23 protein-coding genes are annotated in these 23732 nt (G+C 66.9%); 6 read left to right on the forward strand and 17 right to left on the reverse strand.

Annotation, left to right across the window (positions count from 1 at the left end; translation table 11 throughout):
- Positions 1-16: 16 nt before the first annotated feature.
- Together NFC73_RS15245 and NFC73_RS15250 are read right to left on the reverse strand one after the other, a co-directional pair.
- The gene (locus NFC73_RS15245) at positions 17-559 is read right to left on the reverse strand and encodes an ArsR/SmtB family transcription factor (protein WP_254751516.1); all 543 of its coding nucleotides are present in this window, start codon (positions 557-559) and stop codon (positions 17-19) included.
- Positions 560-638: 79 nt separating this feature from the next.
- Positions 639-1850 (reverse strand): acetoin utilization protein AcuC, encoded by a 1212-nt coding sequence (locus tag NFC73_RS15250; RefSeq protein WP_254751517.1) that lies wholly within the window; start codon positions 1848-1850, stop codon positions 639-641.
- 104 nt (positions 1851-1954) lie between these two features.
- Between NFC73_RS15250 and NFC73_RS15255 the strand changes: the two genes are divergently transcribed.
- On the forward strand, positions 1955-3388 hold the full coding sequence (locus NFC73_RS15255; protein ID WP_254751518.1) for a TrkH family potassium uptake protein: 1434 nt from the start codon (positions 1955-1957) through the stop codon (positions 3386-3388).
- Positions 3381-4067 carry a potassium channel family protein gene (locus NFC73_RS15260; protein WP_058931335.1) on the forward strand — a complete coding sequence of 229 codons (687 nt, stop codon included), beginning with the start codon at positions 3381-3383 and terminating at the stop codon, positions 4065-4067. The genes NFC73_RS15255 and NFC73_RS15260 overlap by 8 nt, the downstream gene beginning before the upstream one ends.
- An 80-nt stretch (positions 4068-4147) precedes the next feature.
- Here the strand turns inward: NFC73_RS15260 and proC are convergent, their stop codons facing one another.
- The 6 genes from proC to NFC73_RS15290 form a co-directional block, all read right to left on the reverse strand.
- Positions 4148-4981, reverse strand: coding sequence for a pyrroline-5-carboxylate reductase (gene proC, locus NFC73_RS15265; protein ID WP_254751520.1), 834 nt, complete (start codon positions 4979-4981; stop codon positions 4148-4150).
- Between the two features lie 297 nt (positions 4982-5278).
- Positions 5279-6283, reverse strand: coding sequence for a Ppx/GppA phosphatase family protein (locus NFC73_RS15270; protein WP_254751522.1), 1005 nt, complete (start codon positions 6281-6283; stop codon positions 5279-5281).
- A 52-nt stretch (positions 6284-6335) separates the two neighbouring features.
- On the reverse strand, positions 6336-6788 hold the full coding sequence (locus NFC73_RS15275) for an SseB family protein (RefSeq protein ID WP_248758737.1): 453 nt from the start codon (positions 6786-6788) through the stop codon (positions 6336-6338).
- Positions 6789-6836: 48 nt separating this feature from the next.
- Complete coding sequence (gene topA / locus NFC73_RS15280; protein ID WP_254751524.1) at positions 6837-9566, reverse strand: type I DNA topoisomerase; 2730 nt, start codon at positions 9564-9566, stop codon at positions 6837-6839.
- Between the two features lie 156 nt (positions 9567-9722).
- Entirely contained in the window at positions 9723-11435 is a 1713-nt protein-coding gene (locus NFC73_RS15285; RefSeq protein WP_254751526.1) for a DUF7059 domain-containing protein, read from the reverse strand.
- A gap of 39 nt (positions 11436-11474) precedes the next feature.
- A complete protein-coding gene (locus NFC73_RS15290) occupies positions 11475-12257 on the reverse strand; it encodes a MerR family transcriptional regulator (protein WP_254751528.1) in 783 nt (260 codons plus the stop codon).
- A 136-nt stretch (positions 12258-12393) separates the two neighbouring features.
- On the opposite strand from NFC73_RS15290, the gene NFC73_RS15295 reads away from it, so the two are divergent.
- Together NFC73_RS15295 and NFC73_RS15300 are read left to right on the forward strand one after the other, a co-directional pair.
- Positions 12394-12831 carry a DUF6023 family protein gene (locus tag NFC73_RS15295; protein WP_254751530.1) on the forward strand — a complete coding sequence of 146 codons (438 nt, stop codon included), beginning with the start codon at positions 12394-12396 and terminating at the stop codon, positions 12829-12831.
- Between the two features lie 88 nt (positions 12832-12919).
- Positions 12920-13513: a DUF6023 family protein gene (locus NFC73_RS15300; protein ID WP_254751532.1), complete on the forward strand. Its 594-nt coding sequence runs from the start codon at positions 12920-12922 to the stop codon at positions 13511-13513.
- 36 nt (positions 13514-13549) lie between these two features.
- Here the strand turns inward: NFC73_RS15300 and trhO are convergent, their stop codons facing one another.
- Both trhO and NFC73_RS15310 read right to left on the reverse strand, forming a co-directional pair.
- Positions 13550-14443, reverse strand: a complete 894-nt coding sequence (gene trhO / locus NFC73_RS15305; RefSeq protein WP_254751534.1) for an oxygen-dependent tRNA uridine(34) hydroxylase TrhO — start codon at positions 14441-14443, stop codon at positions 13550-13552.
- Between the two features lie 51 nt (positions 14444-14494).
- Positions 14495-14953, reverse strand: coding sequence for a hypothetical protein (locus NFC73_RS15310; RefSeq protein ID WP_254751536.1), 459 nt, complete (start codon positions 14951-14953; stop codon positions 14495-14497).
- A 95-nt stretch (positions 14954-15048) separates the two neighbouring features.
- Here NFC73_RS15310 and NFC73_RS15315 point away from each other — a divergent pair, with 95 nt between their 5' ends.
- Positions 15049-15741: a GNAT family N-acetyltransferase gene (locus NFC73_RS15315; RefSeq protein WP_254751537.1), complete on the forward strand. Its 693-nt coding sequence runs from the start codon at positions 15049-15051 to the stop codon at positions 15739-15741.
- A gap of 27 nt (positions 15742-15768) precedes the next feature.
- Complete coding sequence (gene sftH, locus NFC73_RS15320; protein ID WP_254751538.1) at positions 15769-18195, forward strand: DEAD/DEAH box helicase; 2427 nt, start codon at positions 15769-15771, stop codon at positions 18193-18195.
- Here the strand turns inward: sftH and NFC73_RS15325 are convergent.
- The 7 genes from NFC73_RS15325 to ssd all read right to left on the reverse strand — a co-directional run bounded on the left by NFC73_RS15325 (position 18168) and on the right by ssd (position 23555).
- Complete coding sequence (locus tag NFC73_RS15325; RefSeq protein ID WP_254751539.1) at positions 18168-18527, reverse strand: Rv3654c family TadE-like protein; 360 nt, start codon at positions 18525-18527, stop codon at positions 18168-18170. The two genes, sftH and NFC73_RS15325, sit on opposite strands and share 28 nt — an antisense overlap.
- Positions 18524-19063: a TadE family type IV pilus minor pilin gene (locus NFC73_RS15330; protein WP_254751541.1), complete on the reverse strand. Its 540-nt coding sequence runs from the start codon at positions 19061-19063 to the stop codon at positions 18524-18526. The genes NFC73_RS15325 and NFC73_RS15330 overlap by 4 nt, the downstream gene beginning before the upstream one ends.
- A complete protein-coding gene (locus NFC73_RS15335) occupies positions 19060-19422 on the reverse strand; it encodes a DUF4244 domain-containing protein (protein WP_254751542.1) in 363 nt (120 codons plus the stop codon). The genes NFC73_RS15330 and NFC73_RS15335 overlap by 4 nt, the downstream gene beginning before the upstream one ends.
- A gap of 173 nt (positions 19423-19595) precedes the next feature.
- Entirely contained in the window at positions 19596-20204 is a 609-nt protein-coding gene (locus NFC73_RS15340) for a type II secretion system F family protein (RefSeq protein ID WP_254751543.1), read from the reverse strand.
- Complete coding sequence (locus tag NFC73_RS15345) at positions 20201-21082, reverse strand: type II secretion system F family protein (RefSeq protein WP_254751544.1); 882 nt, start codon at positions 21080-21082, stop codon at positions 20201-20203. Before NFC73_RS15345 ends, NFC73_RS15340 begins: the two co-directional genes overlap by 4 nt.
- The gene (locus NFC73_RS15350) at positions 21079-22332 is read right to left on the reverse strand and encodes a TadA family conjugal transfer-associated ATPase (RefSeq protein WP_372494675.1); all 1254 of its coding nucleotides are present in this window, start codon (positions 22330-22332) and stop codon (positions 21079-21081) included. Before NFC73_RS15350 ends, NFC73_RS15345 begins: the two co-directional genes overlap by 4 nt.
- Positions 22329-23555 (reverse strand): septum site-determining protein Ssd, encoded by a 1227-nt coding sequence (gene ssd / locus NFC73_RS15355; protein ID WP_254751546.1) that lies wholly within the window; start codon positions 23553-23555, stop codon positions 22329-22331. The genes NFC73_RS15350 and ssd overlap by 4 nt, the downstream gene beginning before the upstream one ends.
- Positions 23556-23732 lie beyond the last annotated feature (177 nt).

Here is a 23732-nt window from a genome sequence, read left to right on the forward strand (position 1 = left end):
ACTGGGTGGGAAGGGGCTACTTTTTGCGGCCGAACTTGGGGAGGTTCGGGAGGTTGGCCAGCAGGTCCGCGGCCTTCGTTGCGGCGCGGCCCACGGTGCGGCCGATCTGCTGCGGCACGGTGTCGTCACTGAGCGGGGCTACAGTGCCGCCGGGAATCACGACGGCGGGGCTCAGCTCGGCTCCCGGGCGCTCGAGGACGGCGGCGACGGCCACGTTGTCCGACAGTGGGGCAGCCACGGCAGACTCTGCGCCGGCCTCCCCCGCAGCGCGGAGTGACTTGGCGACGGCGGCCCCCGGGCCGACGTCGAACGTCTCCAGCCAGCTGACGATCCCCTCCAGCGGTTTGGGGTTCAGCGCGTAATAGCGCTTCTGGCCCTGCGCCCGCATGCTGACCAGCTGCGCCTCACGGAGGACTTTCAGGTGCTTGGAAATGGTGGGCTGGCTTGCGGAAAGTTCTTCCACGAGCTCACCCACTGCCTTGTCCCCGGCGCGCAGGGATACCAAAATGTCGCGCCGGGTTGCTTCCGCAATGACGGCAAATACGTCGTCTGTCACCATGACTCCCACCCTAGCGACATATACGCCGCCGGGCATCAACTATTTCGCCCGTGACCGCGCCGCGTTGGTTGAAGAAGGATCAGTCGAACCAGGGATCAAGGCCGTGCAGCGGGAAAACGGCCTTACGGGTGGCCATCACAGTGCGGTCCACGGCGTCGTTGGGGTCAAAGCCCACTTCCCAGGACCGCCACCAGAGCTCCACGTCGTCCCCCATCAGGCCCGGGGCGTCCATCCCGAACTTGTCCGAAACATACGCGCGCCAATCCTCCGGCACCGGGGTCCGGAGCGGAACTGGACGCCCGGCGGCGATGGCGATCAGGTGGCTCCAGGAGCGCGGCACCACGTCCGTAACGCTGTACCCGCCGCCGCCGGTGGCGATCCAGCGGCCCCCGCAGTGCCGGGCAGCGAGATTCCCGACGGCGGTGGCCGCCTCGCGCTGGCCGTCCACACTGATGTTCAGGTGGGCCAGCGGGTCACGACGGTGCGAGTCGCAGCCGTGCTGGCTGACGATGACTTCGGGCGCGAATGCGCCCACGAGCTGCGGCACCACGGCGTGGAACGCCCGCAGCCAGCCGGCATCGCTGGTGCCCGACGGCAGCGCGACGTTCACGGCGCTGCCCTCAGCCCCGGGACCGCCGATCTCGTTCGCGAAGCCGGTCCCGGGGAAAAGCGTGAGCCCGCTTTCATGCAGGGAAATGGTCAGGACCCGGGGGTCGTCCCAGAAGATGCTTTCCGTCCCGTCCCCATGGTGCGCATCGACGTCGATGTACGCCACGCGGCGGATGCCGCCGTCGAGTAGTCTCTGGACGGCCAGTGCGGAGTCGTTGTAGATGCAGAAGCCGCTGGCGCGGTCACGGGCGGCGTGGTGCAAGCCGCCGCCGAAGTTCACGGCGTGGAGCGCGGATTCGTCCAGGATGGCGGATGCAGCTATCAGCGATCCGCCGGCAAGCCTCGCGGCGGCGTCGTGCATTCCGGCGAAGGCCGGATCGTCGTCGGTGCCCAGTCCGCGGGCTTCATCCGGCGACGTAGGGTCGTCGCTGACCCGGCGGACCGCAGCCACAAACTCAGGCGAGTGCACGGTCTCCAGTTCGGCGTCGGACGCAACCTCCGGAGCCTCCACGGACACATGCGCCAGGTCCAGCAGGCCGAGGCTGCGGGAAAGCCGCGCCGTCAGGTCCAGCCGTGCGGGAGCCATGGGGTGGCCCGGGCCAAAATTGTAGGCCGTCATGGCCGAATTCCACACCACCATCGTTGGTGGCGCAGGCTGGCTGAGACCGGGCAGGAATGTCATCAATGACAGGCTACCGGAGGACGCCACTGCTCCAGCCCGGCCATTACGCGGGCATTAGTGGTTTACTACTGGAGGAAACAGTTTCAACCGAGGAAAAGCCCCCCATGACGCAACGCCAGTCGAGGCCCCGGAACCCGGCCAGCTGGCACCCCGCCGCACCGGAGCGCGAAGGTCTCTGGATCTTCACCCGCGTACGCGACTTCGTTGACGATATTGCCAATACGTCGCCCGCCCGGCTTGCCCTGAGCGCCTTCGGGGCGGTCTGCCTGGTCTTCACGTTTATCCTCTCGCTGCCCGTCTCCTCCGCCACGGGCACAGCCACTCCCATACATCAGGCAATGTTCACGGCGGTGTCCGCGGTCTGCGTGACCGGCCTGACGGTTGTTTCGACGGCGGTGCACTGGTCGTTCTTTGGCCAGCTCGTCATCCTGATCGGCATCTTCGTCGGCGGTTTGGGAACCCTGACCCTCGCGTCGCTGCTGGCCCTCATGGTGAGCAAAAAGCTGGGCGTCCGCGGCAAGCTGATCGCGCAGGAAGCCATGAACAACGCCGGCCGGCTCGGTGAAGTGGGTACGCTGCTGCGGATCGTCATCGTGACCTCGGTGGTGATCGAGGGTGTCCTGGCGCTGGCGCTGATCCCCCGGTTCATGACGCTGGGTGAGCCTTTCTGGCAGTCGGTGTGGCACGGCGTTTTCTACTCGATCTCTTCATTCAACAATGCCGGCTTCACCCCGCATTCGGACGGCATTGTGCCCTATGAGACCGATCTCTGGATCCTCATCCCGCTGATGCTCGGTGTGTTCCTGGGCAGCCTGGGTTTTCCCGTGGTCATGGTCCTGCAGCAGAACGGGCTCAACTGGAAAAAGTGGAACCTGCACACCAAGCTCACCATCCAGGTGTCCTTCATCCTGCTGGCCGCCGGCACGGTGCTGTGGGGGCTGATGGAATGGGACAACGTGCGGACCATCGCCCACATGGACATCGGCGACAAGATCACCCATTCGTTGTTTGCGTCCGTCATGACCCGCTCGGGCGGTTTCAACCTGGTGGACCAGAACCACATGGAATCCACCACCATGCTGCTCACCGACGCCCTGATGTTCGCCGGCGGCGGTTCGGCGTCGACGGCGGGCGGCATCAAGGTGACCACCATCGCCGTCATGTTCCTCGCCATCGTCGCGGAGGCCCGCGGCGACTCCGACGTGAAGGTGTACGGCCGCACCATCCCGCAGGGGACCATGCGGGTGGCCATCTCCGTGATCGTTGCCGGCGCCACGCTGGTCTCCGTTTCGGCGTTCCTGCTGCTGCAGATCAGCGGCGCATCCCTGGACCGGGTCCTGTTCGAAACCATTTCCGCCTTCGCCACCGTGGGGCTGAGTACCAACCTCAGCGCCGAACTGCCGCCGTCGGGCGTTTACGTCCTCACCGCCCTGATGTTCGCGGGCCGCGTCGGCACCGTCACCCTTGCCGCTGGGCTGGCACTGCGCCAGCGCAGCCAGCTGTTCCACTACCCGGAAGAGAGGCCCATCATTGGCTAATTCCTCAGGCGCCCCCAACCGCCCCGCCCACAACGCGCCGGTCCTGGTGATCGGGCTGGGCCGCTTCGGCTCGTCCACCGCCGAGCAGCTCGTGAAACAGGGCCGCGAGGTGCTCGCCATCGAGCGCGACCGGAACCTGGTCCAGAAATGGGCACCGCTCCTCACCCACGTGGTGGAGGCTGACGCCACCAACATTGATGCGCTGCGCCAGCTCGGTGCACAGGAGTTCAGCTCCGCCGTTTGTGGCGTGGGCACCTCGATCGAGTCCTCCGTGCTGATCACAGTGAACCTGGTGGACCTGGGCATCGAGCACCTCTGGGTCAAAGCCATCACGCCATCCCACGGCAAGATCCTCACCCGGATCGGCGCGAACCACGTGATCTACCCCGAGGCCGACGCCGGCGTCCGCGCCGCACACCTGGTCTCCGGCCGCATGCTGGACTTCATCGAGTTCGACGACGACTTCGCCATTGTGAAGATGTACCCGCCGCGCGAAACAGTGGGCTTCACGCTGGACGAGTCCAAGGTCCGGTCCAAGTACGGGGTCACGATTGTGGGCGTGAAGTCACCGGGCGAAGACTTCACGTATGCCCGGCCGGAGACCAAGGTTTCCGCCCGCGACATGCTGATCGTGTCCGGCCACGTGGACCTGCTGGAACGGTTCGCCGCGCGGCCGTAAGACTCCGGAGTTTTTGTCCAGATAATGCCTCGAAAAAGCCGTCCTCCGGGGACCGTTATCTGGACAAAAACTCCGGCGGATCAGCTGAGCTGCCGGGTGATCTCCGCAGCGCGGTCCGCAGCCGCACGTGCACCTGCTGCGATGATTTCGGGAATGCCGCGGTCATCGAAGGTGGCAATGGCGCGTTCCGTGGTGCCGTTGGGGCTGGTGACGGACTTGCGCAGGGCAGCGGGATCGGCGCCGGGCTCGGCCAGCATGAAGCCCGCGCCTGCGACTGTCTCCCGCGCCAGGAGCAGCGACAGCTCGGGATCCAGGCCCAGCTCGACGCCGGCAGCCGCCATGGCCTCGGCCAGGTAGAACGCGTAGGCGGGACCCGAGCCGCTGATGGCCGACAACGCATCCACCTGATCCTCGCGCACCTCCACCACGGTGCCAGTGCCCCGAAGGATGTCCTTGACGGTCTGGAGCTGTTCCGGCGTACAGTTGGTTCCCGGTGAGACGGACACGACGCCGCGGCCCAGCTTGGCAGGGGTGTTCGGCATAGCGCGGATCACCGGCTGCCCGGGAGGCAGCGCAGCTTCCAGTTGCGCCAGCGACACGGCTGCGGCCACGCTGACAACGACGGCCTGCGGGGACAGGGAACGGCTGATCTCGCGCGCCAGGTCGACGATGCCCACGGGTTTGACGCCAAGGATCACCACTGTGGAGCCCTTGGCCGCGTCCTTGTTGTTGTCCGGTTCCTCTTCGCCAGCGACGGCCGTGATGCCGGGGTGGCGCAAAGCCAGCTCCTCGGCGCGTTCCGCACGCCTGACGGTGGCGATGACGTCGGCGGGGTCCGTCCCGGCGGCCAGGAGGCCGGAGAGGATGGCTTCGTTCATGGATCCACAGCCCAGGAAGGCGATTCGGTTGCTCATGCCTCCATCATTGCAGTTCGGGTGGCCCGCTGCAGAAATGGAAACGAATCGGAGAAAGCGGGAACCCGCCGAAACCGATTCACAGCCGACTCCCATGTTCGCTGCAGCTTGCACACAACTTCGCCGCCTAACGTAGTTATTACCTCATTGAGGGTGCGAGTGATGCGGCAAGCATGGGGATGTTTGCCCGAGGCGCCGGTGGTTTGCAGCAGGTTTTCCCCCATTTTCCTGCTGCGGACGCCGGCGCTTTCGCGTTAACGCTGTTTTCAGGCGGGGGAGCCGCAGGCAAAGCAGGCCTCAGGCGGGTGTGGCCTCGATCGTCTGGCGTGCCCCGGCGGGCTCCAGGATATGCGGGGCCGGATCCAGCGGACCGGCGAAGACCAGCTGGTCGAGCCGGCGCAGGATCAGGCCTTCACGCAGCGCCCACGGGCAGATCCTGATCTTCTTGAACTTGAACATTTCCAAGGCAGCCTCGGCCACCAGTGCCCCGGCGAGCAGCTGGTGCGCGCGGGCCTCTGACACGCCCGGCAGAAAAAGCCGGTCCTCGGACTTCATGGCTGAAATGCGCTGCGCCCACACGCCCAGATCCGTGGCGTTAAGTGTGCGCTTCACGTATGGCCCTGCGGCGCTTGGGGCTGCCCCGGCGACCCTGGCGAGCGACCGGAAGGTCTTGGAGGTTCCAGCCACAACGTTGGCGCGGCCCAGGCCGTCGAACTGCCTGACCGCCGGGGCGAGGGTGGCCCGGATGTAGCGGCGCAGCTCTTTGACGCTCTTGGCGGAAGGCGGGTCCTCAGCCAGCCAGTCGCGGGTCAGGCGGCTGGCGCCCAGCGGCACGGACGTGGCCACTTCGGGCAGTTCGTCCTGCCCGAAGGCCATCTCGAAGGAGCCGCCGCCGATGTCCAGGTTCAGGATCGGGCCCGCACCCCAGCCGTACCAGCGGCGGACGGCGAAGAAGGTCATGGAGGCTTCTTCGCTGCCGGTCAGTTCCTGCAGGGTGACAGTGGTTTCATGCTTGACCCGGGCCAGCACGGCAGGGCCGTTGGTGGCTTCACGGATGGCCGACGTACAGAAAGCCAGCAGGTCGTCCGCTTTGTGCCTGGCGGCAAACTCCCAGGCTTCAAGGACGAATTCGGTCAGCTCGTGCTGCCCCTCGTCGGTGATGTTGCCGTTGGTATCCAGGTACTGGACCAGGGAAATGGGCCTTTTGTGCGACGCGAAAGGCACCGGACGCGCGCCAGGGTGGGCATCCACCAGGAGAAGGTGGACAGTGTTTGACCCGATATCAAGGACGCCTAGCCGCATCCTGCCATTATTCCCCCGCCCGGGCCCTCACTCACAACCTGCACTAAAGATGTCAGTTTGCGGAGGCGTCCTCAGGTGCGCCGTCGGGAAGCTCATCCGCCCGCTTGAAGTCGCGCTTGATGTTGGCGACGCCCTCCGGGTTGATCTCAAACCCGTACGCAGCGCCAGGGTTGATCACCATACCCAATTCCTCGCCAATGTTGGCGATGATGGCTGCACCCTGGGTTCCCAGGACGTTCGGGGCCGCCTCAAGGTACTGCTCGTCAACGCGGCTGGGGTGCGAGAACACCGCAAGGACGGGCTCGCCGTCGGCGTTCGCCAATACCAGCGGCTCCACCTGGGAATCCTCCCCCTCGATCCCGTCGGTGCTGATGACGTACACCTCGCTGTTGAGGAAGGACAGGATGACGTCCACCGGGCTGCCCTCGGGCTGGCCGCCCAGGGCGAGCTTCTCTTCGAGGTCGTTGAGCGGCGTGAGATCGGCTGTGCCGGGCTGTTCAGTCATGTATCTACTCGACCACGTTGGAGAGCCCGGCGCAATTCCGGCCCTGAGTTATTTCTTAGCGGGAGCCTTCTTCTTTGCCGGGGCCTTGCGGGCCGTTGTGGCGCGCTTGACCGGACCCTTGGCCCGCTTCTCGGCGAGGAGTTCAATGGCCTGTTCGCGGGTCAGCTCCTCCAGCGACGTGGACCGCGGGACGGTGATGTTGGTGATGCCGTCGGTGATGTACGGGCCGAAGCGGCCTTCCTTGACCACGATGTTCTTCTCGGAAACCGGGTCCGGTCCGAACTCTGCCAGCGGCGCCACCGCGGCACGGGCGCCGCGCTGCTTGGGCTGGGAGTAGATCTCCAGCGCCTGCTCCAGCGTGATGGTGAAGATTTCCTCTTCGGTGCCGATGGAGCGGGAGTCCGTGCCCTTCTTCAGGTACGGACCGAAGCGGCCGTTCTGCACCGTGATGAGGTTGCCTTCGGCGTCCTCACCCAGGGCGCGGGGCAGGCTCATCAGCTGCAGCGCTTCGTCCAGGGTCACGGAATCCACGGTCATGGACGCGAACAGCGAACCGGTGCGCGGCTTGGCCTTGACGGGCTTCTTCGGAGGCTTCGGCTTGCCGTTCTTGTAGTACTCCACGGGCTGGTTGGCCAGCTGTTCCTCGGTCATCTCCGGGATGACTTCAGTGACGTACGCGCCGTAGCGGCCGTTCTTGGCGACAACGCTGTGCCCGGTGTGGGGGTCGTCACCCAGTACGCGTTCTTCCGGCGCAGCCGTTTCCATCAGTTCGATGGCCTTCGCCGCCGTCAGTTCGTCCGGCGCCAGGTCCTCGGGGACGTTGGCGCGGGAGTTCTCCACGATTTCCCCGGTCTTGGCGTCCACCGTCGCAGCGGAGCTTTCCAGGTACGGGCCGAATTTGCCCACCCGCAGCGTGATCTCATCCGTGATGGGAATGGAGTTGATTTCCCGGGCGTCGATCTCGCCCAGGTTGTTCACGATGCTGAGCAGGCCCGGGTCGGAGTCTTCACCATAGTAGAAGTGCTTGAGCCAGGCGGATCCAACGGCCTGGCCGTTGGCGATCTTGTCCAGGTCGCCTTCCATGTCCGCCGTGAACTCGTAGTCCACATAGTCCGTGAAGTGCTGCTCGAGCAGCCGGATCACCGAGAAGGCGATCCAGCTGGGTACCAGCGCGGAACCCTGCTTCCGGACGTAGCCGCGGTCCTGGATGGTGGAAATGGTGGAGGCATAGGTTGACGGTCGGCCGATGCCCTTCTTTTCCAGCTCGGCGGTCAGTGAAGCTTCGGTGAAGCGCGGAGGCGGCGAGGTCTCGTGGCCCACGGCCACAAGGTCCGACGCCGTGAGGGCATCGTTCTTGGCCACGTTCGGCAGCCGCCGGGCTTCGTCGGAGTCGTCGTCCCCGCGGCTTTCGTCCTTGCCTTCTTCATAGGCGGCCAGGAAGCCGGGAAACGTGATGACGGTGCCCGAGGCGGAGAATTCGGCGTCCCGGCCATCGGTGGCCACGGCACCCAGGCGGATGGTCGCCGTCGAGCCCTTGGCGTCACCCATCTGGGAGGCGACCGTGCGCTTCCAGATCAGTTCGTACAGGCGGAACTCGTCGCCGGAGAGCTGCTTGGCCACCTGTGCGGGGGTGCGGAAGGAGTCACCGGCGGGGCGGATGGCCTCGTGGGCTTCCTGGGCATTTGCAGCCTTGCTGGTGTACACGCGGGGCGACGCCGGGATGTACTCCGGGCCGTACAGCTCGGAGGCCTGGCGGCGGGCGGCCGTGACGGCTTCGTCGCTCAGCGCCGACGAGTCGGTACGCATATAGGTGATGTAGCCGTTTTCGTACAGCCGCTGGGCCACCTGCATGGTGCTCTTTGAGGAGAAGCGGAGCTTGCGGCCGGCCTCCTGCTGCAGGGTGGAGGTGGTGAACGGCGCGGCCGGACGGCGGGTGTATGGCTTGGTGTCCACGGACCGGACACGGAAGTCCGCATCCTGGAGTCCTGCGGCCAGCGAGGTGGCGAGTTCCTCGTTGAGGTGCGCCGCATTGCGCGAGGTGAGGACGCCGTCGTCGTTGAAGTCCCGGCCCGAAGCCACCTTGGCCCCGTCAACGGAAGCGAGCTTGGCCTTGAATGAACCGGCACCGGCGCCGAACTGGCCTGTGAGGTCCCAGTACGAGGCGGCCTTGAAGGCCATGCGTTCGCGTTCACGGTCCACCACCATGCGCGTGACCACGGACTGCACGCGCCCGGCGGACAGGCCGCGGGCAACCTTGCGCCAGAGCACTGGGGAAATCTCGTAGCCGTAAAGGCGGTCAAGGACGCGGCGGGTTTCCTGGGCGTCCACCAGGGCCGTATCAACATCGCGCAGGTTGTCCATGGCGCGGTGGATGGCTTCCTTGGTGATTTCGCCGAACGTCATCCGGTACACGGGGACCTTGGGCTTGAGCACTTCCAGCAGGTGCCACGCGATGGCCTCGCCCTCGCGGTCCCCATCGGTTGCGAGATAGAGGGCGTCGGCATCCTTGAGCGCGGCCTTCAGCTCGGTGACCTTCTTCCGCTTGTCCGCGGACACCACGTAATACGGCTTGAAGTCGTTTTCGATGTCGACGGCGAACTTGCCCACCGAAGTTTTCTTCAGTTCTGCAGGAAGCTCGGACGGCTGCGGCAGGTCGCGGATGTGACCGATGGAGGCCTCTACGATGAAGCCCTCGCCGAGGTACTTGGCGATGGTCTTGCTCTTGGCCGGAGACTCCACAATCACGAGTTTCTTGCCTGTTTTGGCCTTGCTTGGCACGGTGCTCCTACAGAAAAAGGTTGCTCGGGCAGATGAGCCCATATTGGCCTAGTTCACCATATTTTGGTCAATAGTGCGCATTCATGTGGAAAACCCGTTGACTCAGCAGGCACATCCGGGACGCCGATTTGGGGTGTTCCGGGGCCCGCCGAACCACTATTCAGCGGGCTCGGAAGGAACCAGGAAACCGTCGCTGACCAGGTTCGCCACGTCGTCGAGCAGCCCTGCCCGGAACGCGTCGCCGTCGAACCCGTCCTCCCCGGCGAGGCTCCCGCCGAGCAGCGCCGCAAGGGCTCCGATGATCTGACCGACGGAGAGGTCACCGTCGCACGCGGAGACAAATCCGGCGAGTTCGGTGCTGAGCAGATTGGTCCGCCGCAGGCCCGCACCCTGGCGCAGCAGGATCACGCCGGGGTGCTCGGCGCCGGGGCGCTGATGGCGTTCCTCCGTGACGTCGTCCGCCACGAGCAGGTGCGCGTCCGCCAGGCTGTTGGCGGCCAGCCAGTCGGAACGCTCGACGGCGGCGCCCAGGTGGGGCCCGATGGGCTGCTCAATGGGGTACGTGATTTCCTCGAAACGGCTGATAAAGGCGGCGCCCGATTCCGGTCCTGCAACCTGTACCGCCGGCCGGCGCAGCCAGATCATCCCGAAGCCGATCCCCGCCACGTTCCGGGAAGCGAAGTCCGCCAGGTAGGCGGCGTAGGCGTCCCGGTAATGCTTCCGGTCGCGGGATTCGGACGCGTCCTGCAGCCACGTTTCGGCGTACTGCTCCGGGCCCACCTGCTCGCGCTGGATGAACCAGGCATCCGCGTCCGGGCCGATCCAGCTCTTGGGCCGCTCGTACCACTCGCTCCCCGCGGGGACTTCCCAGTTGCCCAGCAGCTGAGCGGTGCCGCCCGGGGCCAGGGCACCGGGCAGCGCCGCCACGAGCGAGGACACAATGTCATCGCCGGGCAGCCCGCCGTCACGGTAGGTGAACTGCCCGGACGCGGCTTCGCCCAGGGTCCGCGGCGTGATGACGAACGGCGGGTTGGAGACCACCAGCTCGAACTCTTCCCCGGCCACCGGCTCCAGCAGCGACCCCAGCCGCAGGCTGACCCGGTCCTCCAGCCGGTCCGGGTCCAGATGCAGGGCCTCGGCATTCAAGAGCAGGTTGAAACGGGTGAAGGCCAGCGCCCGTGTTGAGATGTCCGTTGCCGTCACGTGCTCGGCATGGTGCAGGAGGTGGAAGGACTGGATGCCGCAGCCCGTGCCCAGGTCCAGGGCCTTGGCGACGTGGCGGCGGACGGTGGTCTGCACCAGCGTGGTGGACGCCTGCCCGATCCCCAGCACATGATCGTGCCGGAGCATGCCGGCCTGCTGGTGCGCGGCGAGGTCGCTGGCCACCCAGAGCTCGGCGCCGCCGCTGCTGACTGTATCTTCCCCTTCGGTGCCTTCCCAGCCGTACGGCCGCAGATCCGCCGTTGCCTGCAGCAAGTCCTGCGCCGGCTGATCAGCGCCGGGCAGATCTGGGCCGGGCACGGGCTCGAGCAGCCCCAGCTCGATCAGGCCGTCGGCCCGGATTCCCGGCAGGGCGGCGTCGAGCGTTTCCCGCGTCTGCGGTTCCGCCAGGAGCCAGAGACGCACGACGGCGGCGAGCGCCGCCGTCGTACCCTCACCGTGGAGGGCGCTTTCGGTGGCCAGCAGCGCAGGGATGATCTGGTCCCGGTTCAGCGCGCGGTAGGCTGAACCGCCCAGCAGCCCGGCCACGCCGTCGAGCGTGTAATCCACCCTGCGCAGGTCCGCGGCGAGCGACGTCAGCAGCCCGGGGAGGTCGCTGCGCGGGGCATCTGGGGTGTTGCCGGCCAGGAAAAGCGTGGAATCAGTCACCGCACAAGTCTATTGGCGGGCAGGCTTCCTCCTGACGGGCTACAGGTTCTCCGCGGCGTAGATCTTCAGGGCATCCCGGACGAAGCCGGCACCCTCCGCGCCGCCGTAGTTCTTCGCGAAGCGGGGGTCGGCAACGTACATTTCGCCGAGCCCGGTGACGTATGCCTTGACGTCAGCCTTGCCTTTGCGGTCAGCCGGGCCGCGGGCGTCCGACGCCGGGGTGCCCGGGATGTCGGTCAGCCACTCGACGTGCCGCCTGGCGATGTCCTGGGCCGCCGCGCTGTCCGGTGCGATACCCGCCGTGGCGGCTGCGATCCAGTCCTCGCCGAGCTTCTGCGAGCGCTGCTTCCACGCGGCCTTCTCCTCGGTGCTCATGCCACGCCACCACGAATCCCCCTTCGCGTAGGCGTCCTTGCCCCAGCGTTCCTCCACCTCGTCCTTGTACTGCGTGTGGTCGAAACCGTTGAACATGTCCTCTGCCATGATTTCGCCACCTCCTTTCACTGCTTCGATGGTTTGTGTGACCGACGCGATCTGCCGCGCCAGCCTGTCCTGTTCCTGCTTGAGCCATTCGAGATGCCTGGCGAGTGCCTGGGCGGCGTCCGTTTCGTCGTCGAGCACCTGGCTGATCACCGGCAGGCCCAGCCCCAGCCCGCGCAGGAGCAGGATGCGCTGGAGCTGCACCAGCGCCGCCTGGTTGTAGTAGCGGTAACCGTTGTGGCCGGTACGACTGGGCTTGAGCAGGCCGATGTCGTCATAGTGCCGCAGCGTCCTGCTGGTGGTCCCTGCGATCCGGGCGATGTCCTGGATGGACCAGTCCATGTGTTCCTTCCTGCTCTGTTTGCGGGATGGTCCGGACGTTCTGTTCCGGCTGATGGTTCAACGATAAATGTTGACGTAGCGTCAAGGTCAAGGGTCTGAATCACGGAGCACAGATGGAGCCGGGTAAGTTGGAAGCATGGCTTCGTTTCCTTCCTCCATGCCGCGTGCCCTCTCCACTGTGGCTGCCGCAGCTGTCCTCCTGGGCCTCCCTGCCTGCGCGCAGCAGCTTTCGGTGGAGAACGCGGATGTGCCGGCCTGGAAAGCCACGGCTATGCCGTCGGCCAGCGGCATTGTTGCCGAGGATTCCGGCAAGCTTCTCAACGCCCAGCCCATAGACCATACGGAGAACGTGCCGGCGGGCAGGTACATGCTGACACTCGTCTGCGAAGGCGGCGGCAAGGCCTTCCTCGCAGTGCGGTCCGGCGGCAAGGAACTGGCCGATCTCGGGGCCGCCTGCCACGGCACGCCGGAGTCCCGCAAAATCACACTCCCGGAATCCGGACCGCTGCAGCTCAGCGCCTCCAGCGTCGACGCGCCGCTGATCTACGCCTACCAGCTGGTCAGCGCGGGTTAGTCCCTTCGGATCCACCGTGCAGCCGACCGCCGGACGGGTGATGCCCGAGGCTCTGGATTGGGGTCCCCGCCGGGCATAGAGTCGGAGTATGCCCGCAACGCAGGGGGCGCCGCCGCCCCGCAGGGCGGTACATCGTCCGGGCGATGGCCCGTCCCGGTCAGTCTCCGTGCGCACCCGGGCGAGGGCCGCCGTCGTACTCTGGACAGCGGGCGCCCTTGTGGCCGGAGCTGCGCTCGCCGGCTGTGAATACACGTACGACGAAGGGTGGCGTCCCACCGAGGCCCCGGCCGCGCCGGAGGTGACCGAGTCGGGGCCGCGCGCTGAGTTGTGGCGGAACGATCCCGTCAGCGAGGCTGAAATGGAGGCCTGGCTGACGGAGTCCCAGGTGGGGCCCGGCCTGCAGGTGGCGCACAGGACATTCGGCCTGCTGCGCGCGGAGGAAGTCCGAACGGACGCCACGGAGCCCCTCCCCGCCGGAACCTACGTGCTGGTGCTCGTGTGCCGGAGCCAGCGGCGCGTCGACTTCAAAGTCCGCAATGACGAATTCACCATGGTGGACCTCAGCCTCCGCTGCGGATCACGGCGCGAAAGCGTGATCTACCTGTCCAAGGAAACGGTGCTGCATTTTCAGGTCGAGGCGCAATCGCCCGCCAATTTCGCGTACCGGCTGTCCCTGCTCTGAACTTGTCTTCCTGCGGCTTTCGTCCGGCCGCACCGTTCAGGCCGCGCAGCCTTCGGGGCAGCGCAGCGTCTCCGGGCTGGCGGCACATTCGGCGCAGTACAAGGTCAGCGTGCGGCAGCTCGGGTTGGAACAGTTCTCGAACTTGCTGGTGGGCGCGGCACAGCGGACGCACTCACCGATGGTCTTGGCGTCCTCGCTGAATTCCAGGTGCATGCGCTTGTCGAACACGTAGAGCGAGCCTTCCCAGAGGCCCTGGTCCTTGAACGCTTCGCCGTAGCGGACGATGCCGCCGTCGAGCTGGTACACCTGCTTGAAACCGCGGTTCACCATCAGGCTGGAGAGCACCTCGCAGCGGATGCCGCCGGTGCAGTAGGTGACCACCGGTTTGTCCTTGAGGGCGTCGTACTTGCCGGAGTCGAGCTCCTTGATGAAATCGTGCGTGGTGGCCACGTCAGGGACGATCGCGTCCTTAAACTTGCCGATCTGGGCTTCGAAGGCGTTGCGGCCGTCGAAGAACACCACGTCCTCGCCGGCCTGCTTCGTGGCTTCCACCAGTTCGTGGAGTTCTTCGGGCTTGAGGTGGGTGCCGCCGCCCACCACGCCGTGCTCATCCACCTTGAGTTCGCCGGGCGCGCCGAAGGAGACGATCTCGTCCCGGACCTTAACGCTCAGCCGCGGGAAGTCCTCCGCGCCGCCGTCGGACCATTTCACGTCGATGCCGTGGAAGCCCTTGTATTCGCGCGTGGTCTTCACGTACTGCTTGACCGCGCCGATCTCGCCGCCCACCGTGGCGTTGATGCCGTCCTTGGAAAGGAGGATGCGTCCGGTCAGCCCGAGTTTTTCGCACAGCGCACGCTGCCAGAGCCGCACCGCGTCCGGATCAGCGATGGGAGTAAAGCCGTAAAAGAGCACAATTCGGTTCAAAGCCACGTATTTAAGGGTACTGGGTTGCCGGGCACCGGGCCCGCCCGGTGGCGGGGGCTAAGGCTGCGCCGCTGCGATGGCGGCGTCGCGCCTGTTCAGGGCGGTTTCGGCCGCCCGGTACCCCAGAACGACGACGGCGAACGGCACCGCGGTTGCCGTCACGGCAGCCCCGAAAGCCCCAGCGCCATTGTTGAGGGCGAGTTCTGCCGCACCGTCACCAACGAGGCGCGGCACCACAAACAGGACCAGCGCCGTGAGAAGCCCACCGAATCCCGGCCGGTGCACTCCTGCGGGCTCGGAGCGTGATCCCAGAAAGTCGAGCGGGCGCTTCGAACTCCGGCAGATCAGGGCGCCGGCCACCAGCGGGACAAGCCCGCCGGCAAGCCAGGCCCAGTAGCCCATACCCGTGGCCGTCTCCCAGTATCTTGCGCCGCCCACCATAGCCACCATTAAGGCGACACAGACCAGCAGGGGCAGCGGAAAGGCGTCCTTGGAAGGTTCCCTGATGGCGGGCATTCAGTCAGTCTTGTCCTGTCACGATTGCATCAGCAAGTCACATCGGGGGCACCCGACCCCTGTTGCTTGTGCCGGGGCTGGAATACTCTCATGACATGAGTCCGGACGCCTTGGTTGAAGACATCACACGCCTTCTTGAAGTCTGGGTAGCTGGCTGGGCCGGCTGCCGCGGTTACCAGACAACAGTGGAGGGCCGATTCCCCGCCGCACTGCGGGCTGACACCACCGGGGATTGGGAATACTTCGCCCACGACCCCTCCGCTGACGAGTTCGCGGCCCTGGCCGCGAAGACCGCCGAGGCACCGCCGAGGGTCCTGACCATCCTCACCAACGACGTTGCCCGTTTCACGGCGCTCGCCCAAAAACACGGGCTGAACGTCACGTCCGCATCGCAGGCCATGATGATTGTGGACATGGCCACGCAGGATACGGAAGATCCGTGGCTCTCCGACGACGAATTGAACCTGGTCACCTCCCAGCTCGACGGCGTCCACCACGCCGTGGTCCGATCGGGTGACACGGTAGCTGCGAGCGGCAGGGTTTGTGTGGTGGGCGAGACAGCAGTGTTCGACAAGATTGTGGTCCAACCCGCGTTCCAGCGCCGCGGCCTGGGCAGCTTCATCATGAAGGCCCTTGCGGCACAGGCCATCGGACCCGATGTGGAGAACGGCCTGCTGCTGGCCTCGATCGACGGCCAGAAGCTGTATTCCCACCTGGGCTGGTCAACTGTTTGCCGCGTGCTGATGCTGTCCACGTCCGACGAAGGCGCAGACCTTTCCGTGGGGTGATTTTTCCTCGGGTGAAAGAATGTTGGGGTGAACCCCCATGACTCCCTGATTCCATTGCTGGGCCGAGGCCCGGACCCGGAACAGCTGCGTCATGTCCGCACCATCCCAGCCCGGCAGGCAGTCCACGAACCGTGGCCAACGTGGGCACATCCGGATCTGGTGGCCGCTTACGGCTCCCTGGGCATCCACGAGCCCTACCGGCACCAGATCCAGGCCGCCAACCTGGCCCACGGCGGCGAACACGTGGTCATCGCCACCGGCACCGCCTCCGGCAAGTCCCTGGCCTACCAGCTGCCGGCACTTGACGCCATCCACCGCTCCGAACTGCGCGTCCTGTCCGAACCGGGAAAAATCCACGACGACGGCGCCGTGACGCTCTATCTCTCCCCCACGAAGGCACTCGCTGCCGACCAGCTCGCAGCCATCCGTTCCCTGAATCTGCCCACCGTACGGGCCGAGACGTACGACGGCGATACCGACCCCGCGTCCCGCCGGTGGATCCGGGACCACGCCAACTTCATCCTGGCGAATCCGGACATGCTCCACTTCGGCATCCTTCCCAATCATGCTTGGTGGGCCAGCTTCTTCCGGCGGCTGCGGTACGTGATTGTGGATGAGGCCCACAGCTACCGCGGTGTGTTCGGCTCGCACGTGGCCAATCTGATGCGCCGGCTGCGCCGCATCTGCGAGTACTACGGTGCCGGGGAGTCCCATCCCGGTCCGGTGTTCATCGCCGCGTCAGCCACGGCATCGGAGCCAGGCACATCGTTCGGCCGCCTCATCGGGGCGCCCGTCCGGGCCGTTGCCGAGGACTGCTCGCCGCACGGTTCCACCACCGTGGCTTTCTGGGAACCTGCGCTGACCGAGCTCAAGGGCGAGAACGGCGCCAAGGAACGCCGCACCGCCGTTGCCGAAACGGCCGATCTGCTGGCGAACCTGGTCTCGTCCCGTATCCGTACCATCGCCTTCATCAAGTCCCGCCGCGGTGCGGAGACAATCGCTTCGATTACCAAGCGCCTTCTGGACGACGTGGATCCCAGTCTTCCCCAACGCGTGGCCGCCTACCGTTCCGGGTACCTTCCGGAAGAACGCCGGGCCCTGGAAAAGGCCCTCCGCTCCGGCGAACTGCTGGGTGTCTCCAGCACGTCCGCCCTTGAACTGGGCATCGACATTTCCGGGCTGGATGCCGTCCTGGTGGCGGGCTGGCCAGGCACCAGGGCATCGCTGTTCCAGCAGATCGGCCGGGCCGGGCGCGCGGGCCAGGATGCGATCGCCGCGTTTGTGGCCAGCGATGATCCGCTCGACACCTACCTGGTGAACCATCCCGAGGCGATTTTCGACGTGTCGGTGGAGGCCACCGTCTTTGATCCCTCCAATCCCTATGTGCTGGGGCCCCACCTATGTGCCGCAGCCGCGGAGCTTCCGCTGGGCGTCGCTGAGCTGGCACTGTTCGGAGGCACAGCAGAGAAGCTGCTGGGGCAGCTCGTGGCGCAGGGCTATCTCCGGCGCCGGCCGGCAGGCTGGTTCTGGACACACTCCCAGAGCGCTGCGGCGATGGTGAACCTCCGTGCCGACGGCGGCGGGCCGGTGAGCATCGTTGACGCCGATACCGGTTCCCTCCTCGGGACCATGGATTCGCCCCAGACGCACTACCAGGCGCACACAGGTGCCATCTACGTGCACCAGGGCGACAGCTATGTGGTGGAGGACCTGAACGAAGACGACCACTGTGTGGTGGTCCGGCGCGCCAACCCCGACTACTACACAACAGCCCGGGACGTGACCCAGATAGAAGTGCTCGAAACACTCCGGACCGAGCACTGGGGCGATATCGCCGTTCACTTCGGTGATGTGAAAGTGACAACACAGGTGGTGTCCTTTCAGCGCAAGGCCTTGATTTCAAACGAAATCCTGGGTGAGGAGCCGCTGGAGCTGGGCGCCCGGGATCTGTTCACGAAGGCCGTCTGGTTTGTGGTGGAGAACCGTTCGCTGACGGGCGCCGGGCTCATCGAGGCGCAGTTCCCGGGGGCCCTGCACGCCGCCGAACACGCAGCGATCGGCCTGCTGCCGCTGGTGGCCTCCAGCGACCGCTGGGACATCGGCGGAGTATCCACCGCAATCCACGCCGACACCGGCGTGCCCACCATCTTTGTGTACGACGGGCACCCCGGCGGTGCCGGCTTTGCCGAACGCGGCTTCGACAAGGCAAAGGTGTGGCTCTCGGCGACGCGCGACGCCATCAAGGCGTGTGAATGCGAGTCGGGCTGCCCGTCCTGCGTCCAGTCCCCCAAATGTGGGAACAAGAACAATCCGCTGGACAAGGCTGCCGCCGTCACGCTCATCGATGTCCTCCTCAAAGACGCGCGCGAAATGCCGCTCCGCGCTGCGGAATTCCTGGCGAGCACGGAGCCGTTCAGCACAACAGCTCAGGGCGGCGGTCCGGCCCGGGCCTGACCGGTGGCGGCGCCAACCAGTGTGCGTGCATTCAGCTCCGTTCGGACCCTGACGGTCTGGCCGGCCCCTTCCGTGCAGCTGACGAGTGCCGCCTCATGGCGGGCTGCTACCTCGGCCGCCACCGTGCAGGGGTCTCCGGACGTGATCCCGCGCAGGGCATCGGCCGCGGCAAGGGCAGCGAGGTCCGCCGCTGCCGCTGCCCGGCTGGCCATCACCGCGGATTGTGCGAACAACAACATCAGGGCCATCGCCATGATGACAACCAGCGCCAGTCCCGCAGCCAGCACTGTTCCGGAACCGCGCTCCGGGTTGTCCCGGAATTGCCTGTTCACAACGGGGCCTCTCCCGGGGCTCCGTCCGGTTCAAACCCCGGATTGGCCGCGGCAGCCGGCGTTTCGCTCCGCGTGGTGGCCTTGGCCGTGAGTGTCCAGGGCACAGTTGCCCCCAGCGGCCCGCCCACACCGTCGGCCACCGTAACGCTGAGCCATTCGCCCTCGGCCGCAAGGGACGCCGTTGCCGATGTCCCCGCCAAGGTCCTGACGATCCCCTGCACTGCGCCCGGGTCTTCGCCGCGGGCCAGCGCCCTGGCGCCGGCCCGCGCCGCCTCCTCGAGCCTGAGCTGCGTGACGCCCGCGGAGGCTCCCGCCAGGAGCAGTGCGAGGAGCAACAGTACTGCCGGCAGCACTACCGCGAACTCCGCCGTCACGGCGCCGTGGGCATTCCCCGGCCCACGGCGCCAGCGACGGAACCGGCGCCGGAACGCCGCCGGTCCCAGCGCCCCGCGGCTCTCCACGCCCTGGTTCCGGCGGCGGCCACAGCGGCTGCTCCGGTCATCGGGCCGTGGCAGCGCTGCCGGCGGCAGACTCATGGCAAGGCCAGCGCCGTGCGGATGAGGTTCAGCAGGAATCCGCGCACTTCGTCGCTGCGGAGAATGAAGACAAGAAGTCCGGCGAAGCCAACCGCGGCAAGAGTGGCGATGGCGTATTCGGCCGTCGCCATTCCGGCCTCTGACGCTGTGAGCCGGGGCCGTCGCTTTCTCGTCTCGCTGGCACCGGGGTAAAGCTCCACGACGTTGCCAGCGGCCTCTGGGGCCTCCTCCCGTTGGCAGGTACAGGCGCCCAGCCCTGCATTGGCAAGCACTACGGACTCCCCTGCTGGGATACCCGCAACTGCTGTGCTGGGCTCCGGCGCGGGGGCGGCGGAAAGGCTGTTTTGGATGATGGTCATGGTGACGGTTTCCCTTCTGTGCTCCGGCCGAGTTGCCGGCTGATTTCGACTCTTCCCGGCTCCGCGGATCTCGGTAAGTGCAAACATCCTGTAAGTGGATAAGCGCCGCTTGGAGCCGATTGTGGAGGACTGGACGCGGTGTGGAGGAATGGACCGTAGCCCAAATCCCGCGGTCAGGACCCGGACGGCACCAGCGCCAGCAGGACCGGGACTACGCCCAGGCAGATGAAGGCCGGGAGCGAGCACAGGCCCAGCGGAATGACCAGCTTCACGCCGAGCGAGGCCGCCCGTTTCTCCGCAGCGCGGAATCTTTCCCGGCGCAGCCTGGCGGCCTGTGCGTAAAGGATGGCCGACGACGGCGCCCCGGTCAGGGCGGCGAATCCCAGTGCGTCACGCAGTTCCAGGATCTCGGGAACCCGGACTTCGGAACTGCGCCAGGCTGTCTCCCAGTCGGCTCCGATGGCGAGCGCAGACACCACCGGACGCAGCGCCTTGCCGTAGTCCGCGGAGGCCGAGGCCGCGACGAGTTCCAGGGACCGGCCAATGCCCGACCCGGCGTCCAGCATTGCGGCCACGAGCTCAAGCATCATGGCCGTGTCACGCAATCCGTGAAGGCGGCCGCCTTGCGTGAGTGCTTCATCGGCCCCATGCGGCCCGGCGCCCAGGTCCCCTCGCAGGCTGAGCAGTCGCTTTCGGACCCGGCTTGGCTGCGAAAGGGCAAGGCAGGCGGCAGCAGCCAGAACAACGGCCAAGGCAAGCCCCGGCACAAGAATTTCCGTCATGGCACACCGGCCCCGGCGGCAGCACCGACCAGGCGGGCGGACCAGATTCTTCCGGTGATGGTGAGGCCCACGCCCGCCGCGAGGGCCGCCAGCCCCAGCGGGGTCCCGATCAGGATGGCCAGGGGATCCACGCCCAACGCTATTCCCAGGCCCAGTCCCATCAGCGGGAGCCATGTCAGCAGACCTACTGTGGCCTTGGGCCCGGCGAGGGCTGTCTGCCGTGCGGCCTCGGCGTCGTCTTCCACTTCCAGTTGGGCCGCAAACCTCGCCAGGACGTCCGCCAGTGGACAGCCGCTGGCTTCGGCGATGTCAAAGCAGGCGGCAAGCTCACACCAGATCCGCAACTCCCTGCTGTCTGCGCAAGAATGCTCCGCAAGCGCGGCCTTCCGGATCGCCTCAGACACGGGTGCTCCCCGGAACGCCGCTGCCCGGATGGCGCCAAGCATCACCAGGGAGCCTGCGCTGAGGCTCGGACCACTGCGCCCGGCCGCTGACCTGCGGATTGGGACCGCCCTTCCACCAAGGTCCTGCGATTCGCGTGAACCTGCGCCCGTAGTTGCGGAATCTGGCTCCCGACGGCCAGCGTGGACCAGCCACAGTTCATCCCATAGGCGTGCCGGAGTGCGGCCGCCCTTCAGCAGCGCAGCAAGCTGCTGCACCACAAGGGTCAGTGACAGGTTGCTCCGTTCCGGTCCGGCACGGAGCAACCTGCGCCACGAGGCGCCCGTCCTGCTGCCACCAGCCCCGCCATGAACCCGAGAGGCGGAGACTGGTCCCGCACTCCCCACGGCCCGCCGGAAACGGCCTGTGGCACCGCCGGGCGGGCTGAAGAGCAGCACGACCGCCAGCACGAGGACCACGGCCAGCAGAAGGGTCATACGGCGGCACCTGCCTCGAGGGACAGTCCCAGCCGTTTGCTCATCGCCTCCCAGGCTGGACCGGTGCCGACCTGGCCGCGTCTGGCCTCCAACGCCGGAACCACCGTAAGACCGCCGGGACCGTCCTGCACCACGCCCACGCAGGCAACATGCCGCCCGTGGCCGGACCGCACCACGTGGACCACAACATCCAAGGCGCTGGCTGCCTGCAGCCGGACCGCGTCCTGGCCCATGCCGGCCAGAGCCCCCAAAGCTGTCAGGCGGGCCGGGACAGCGGTGGCAGCGTTCGCATGGATGGTCCCTCCTCCGCCGGTGTGGCCTGTGTTCATGGCGGTCAGGAGCTCCCGCACCTCGGCACCGCGGCATTCCCCCACCACCAGCCGGTCCGGCCGCATCCGCAGTGCCTGCCTGACCAGTTCGCCGAGATCCACTTCGCCGCCGCCTTCGAGGTTTCCGTGACGGGACTCCAGCGACACAATGTGCGGATGGACGGGGTTCAGTTCGGACGCATCCTCGATCAGAACCAGCCGTTCCGCCGGAGAGCACAGCCCCAGCAGGGTGGACAGCAACGTGGTCTTTCCGGACCCCGTGGCCCCGCTGATCAGGAAACTCAGCCGCTGCTCAACAACCCGTTCAAGAACCTCCTGGACCAAGGTGCCGAACATGCCGCCGGCACGGAGTTCGTCCATGGAGAAGACCTGTTCCCGCCGGATCCGGACGCTCAACAAGGTGCCGGCGGTGGAGATCGGCGGCAGGACTGCGTGGACGCGGTAGCCGCCCTCAAGCCTGACATCAACGCACGGGGACCCGTCATCCAGCCGCCTGCCGCCGGCGGCCACCAGCCGCGATGCCAAGGCCCGCACCTGTGCCTCGCCGGAAAACGAAACCCCTGCCGGTTCGAGGCCCCGACCCCGGTCGATCCAGACCGAGTCCGGGGCGTTGACGAAGATGTCTGTGACGTGCACGTCCCGCGTCAGTTCCTGGAGCGGGCCGAGCCCGTTCAGCTCGGCGCTGATCCGTTCCACGGCGGCAAGGGAGCCCGCAGTCCCCAGCAGCCGGCCGGTGGCCTGGACGGCGGCGGCAACCCGGGACGGGGTGACAGGTCCGGCGTCGGCCATGACTGACTCACGGACTGTTTCCAACAGTGCCGAATCAAGAAAGCGCGGATCCAGGACGCGGGCCTGCCGACGGCGTGCCCCCGTCCGCTGCTCCTGGGGCGACGGGGGCGGGACGGGCCGCTGCGCGCTCACGGCAGGTCTCCGACGGGGATGTCGCCGTCCAGCAGATCGAGCACTGAGGCGGCGAAATGCCTGACACTCCGTCGTTTGCCCACGTCAAGGAGCCTGCCGTTTTCCCCGGCAGCCGTAACGCCGCGCAGCTCCGGAACCCGGCCCTGGACCGGCAGCCCGACGGCGTCCGCAATGAGTCCGGCGTCCAGCGCGGCACCGGCCTTGCCCCGGACCAGGAGGGCCGCCTCAACCGGCGGGAGTTCGTGCAGCAGCCGGGCCGTGGCCACCGCCGCCTTCAGCTGCGCCGGCACCACCACGAGGATGCGGTCGCAGTCCCAGGCAAACATGCGCACGGGTTCGGCGCCCCGGCCGATGTCCACCACCACCAGTTCATAGCCCCGCCGGGCCGCATCCAGTACGCCACCTGTGGTGGCGGCATCCACCGGTGCCTGGCGGTCGCGGCTGCCGGGCCAGGACAGGAAGGAAAACCCACCGGCGACCGGCAGCGAGTCGGCCAGCTGCTCGGGATCGATGCTTCCGCTCGCGTCTGACAGGTCAGGCCAACGCAGACCCGGCGTCTCCTCAGCCGCCAGTGCCAGTTCCAGGCCACCACCCCACGGGTCACCGTCAACCAGCAACACGCGCACACCCAGCCCGGCGGCCGCCTGGGCGATCCAGATTGCAGCGGTGGTGGCACCGGCACCGCCGCAGCCCCCTGTTATCCCGAGGACAAGCCCTCCCGCTTCGGGTGACCGTGACCGGCTCAGGTACTCTGCCAGCCAGGCCGCGGCATCCGGAAGCACCGCCACCCGCTCCGCGCCGAGGGCTGTGGCCAGATGCCAGAGACTGTCCCCCTCCCCATTCAGACCCACCAACACGGCAGGGGCCCGCCGCCGCGGCGGCAGCTCGCGGACATCGCTCCCCACCAACACAGCGGCCGCGGCGTCCCAGTACTGGGCGGCATCAGCCACGTCTGCCACTACCCGCAGCTGGCCGCCGGCGGCAGCCACAATCCGCTCCACTTCGCCCTGCAGAAAGTCGTAGCCGGTCACCAGGAGTACCTCGGCACCAGCGGGGTCCGGCAGCCAGGCTCCCGCTGCGTGTGCCGCGGCAGGCGCACGGGACGTGGAACCACGGGCCTGGGAACCACCGGATTCAGATCCCTGGTGAGGGGAGGGCCGGGCACGGGACAGCTGGGCGGAAGGCCGCTCGGAAGGGGGTGGCGATAGCTGGTGCCTGCTCATGCAGCAACTCTCCACCGAACTCAAGAGGGAGAAACAGGGCCATGCCACCGTATGTGGACAACTCCCGCACCCGGCCGAAAGGCCGGACAGAAAGACGGCCCGAACGACCGGACCGGTTCCTGCTTCCCGTATTTGCGGTGGACGGCCTGCTTGCTCACCCCCAGGCACAGGCCGTCA

Origin of the sequence: Pseudarthrobacter humi, assembly GCF_024294965.1 — a bacterium.
GTDB classification, from domain to species: Bacteria; Actinomycetota; Actinomycetes; order Actinomycetales; family Micrococcaceae; genus Arthrobacter; species Arthrobacter humi.

Coding starts and splice junctions, on each gene's coding strand:
- NFC73_RS15255 (WP_254751518.1), top strand. CDS start 1,955: ATGACGCAACGCCAGTCGAGGCCCCGGAACCCGGCCAGCTGGCACCCC.
- NFC73_RS15295 (WP_254751530.1), top strand. CDS start 12,394: ATGGCTTCGTTTCCTTCCTCCATGCCGCGTGCCCTCTCCACTGTGGCT.
- NFC73_RS15315 (WP_254751537.1), top strand. CDS start 15,049: ATGAGTCCGGACGCCTTGGTTGAAGACATCACACGCCTTCTTGAAGTC.
- NFC73_RS15340 (WP_254751543.1), bottom strand. CDS start 20,204: ATGACGGAAATTCTTGTGCCGGGGCTTGCCTTGGCCGTTGTTCTGGCT.
- NFC73_RS15310 (WP_254751536.1), bottom strand. CDS start 14,953: ATGCCCGCCATCAGGGAACCTTCCAAGGACGCCTTTCCGCTGCCCCTG.
- proC (WP_254751520.1), bottom strand. CDS start 4,981: ATGAGCAACCGAATCGCCTTCCTGGGCTGTGGATCCATGAACGAAGCC.
- NFC73_RS15245 (WP_254751516.1), bottom strand. CDS start 559: ATGGTGACAGACGACGTATTTGCCGTCATTGCGGAAGCAACCCGGCGC.
- NFC73_RS15270 (WP_254751522.1), bottom strand. CDS start 6,283: ATGCGGCTAGGCGTCCTTGATATCGGGTCAAACACTGTCCACCTTCTC.
- NFC73_RS15345 (WP_254751544.1), bottom strand. CDS start 21,082: ATGACCCTTCTGCTGGCCGTGGTCCTCGTGCTGGCGGTCGTGCTGCTC.
- NFC73_RS15250 (WP_254751517.1), bottom strand. CDS start 1,850: ATGACATTCCTGCCCGGTCTCAGCCAGCCTGCGCCACCAACGATGGTG.
- NFC73_RS15275 (WP_248758737.1), bottom strand. CDS start 6,788: ATGACTGAACAGCCCGGCACAGCCGATCTCACGCCGCTCAACGACCTC.
- NFC73_RS15330 (WP_254751541.1), bottom strand. CDS start 19,063: ATGAGTCTGCCGCCGGCAGCGCTGCCACGGCCCGATGACCGGAGCAGC.
- NFC73_RS15335 (WP_254751542.1), bottom strand. CDS start 19,422: ATGACCATCATCCAAAACAGCCTTTCCGCCGCCCCCGCGCCGGAGCCC.
- ssd (WP_254751546.1), bottom strand. CDS start 23,555: ATGAGCAGGCACCAGCTATCGCCACCCCCTTCCGAGCGGCCTTCCGCC.
- NFC73_RS15300 (WP_254751532.1), top strand. CDS start 12,920: ATGCCCGCAACGCAGGGGGCGCCGCCGCCCCGCAGGGCGGTACATCGT.
- NFC73_RS15290 (WP_254751528.1), bottom strand. CDS start 12,257: ATGGACTGGTCCATCCAGGACATCGCCCGGATCGCAGGGACCACCAGC.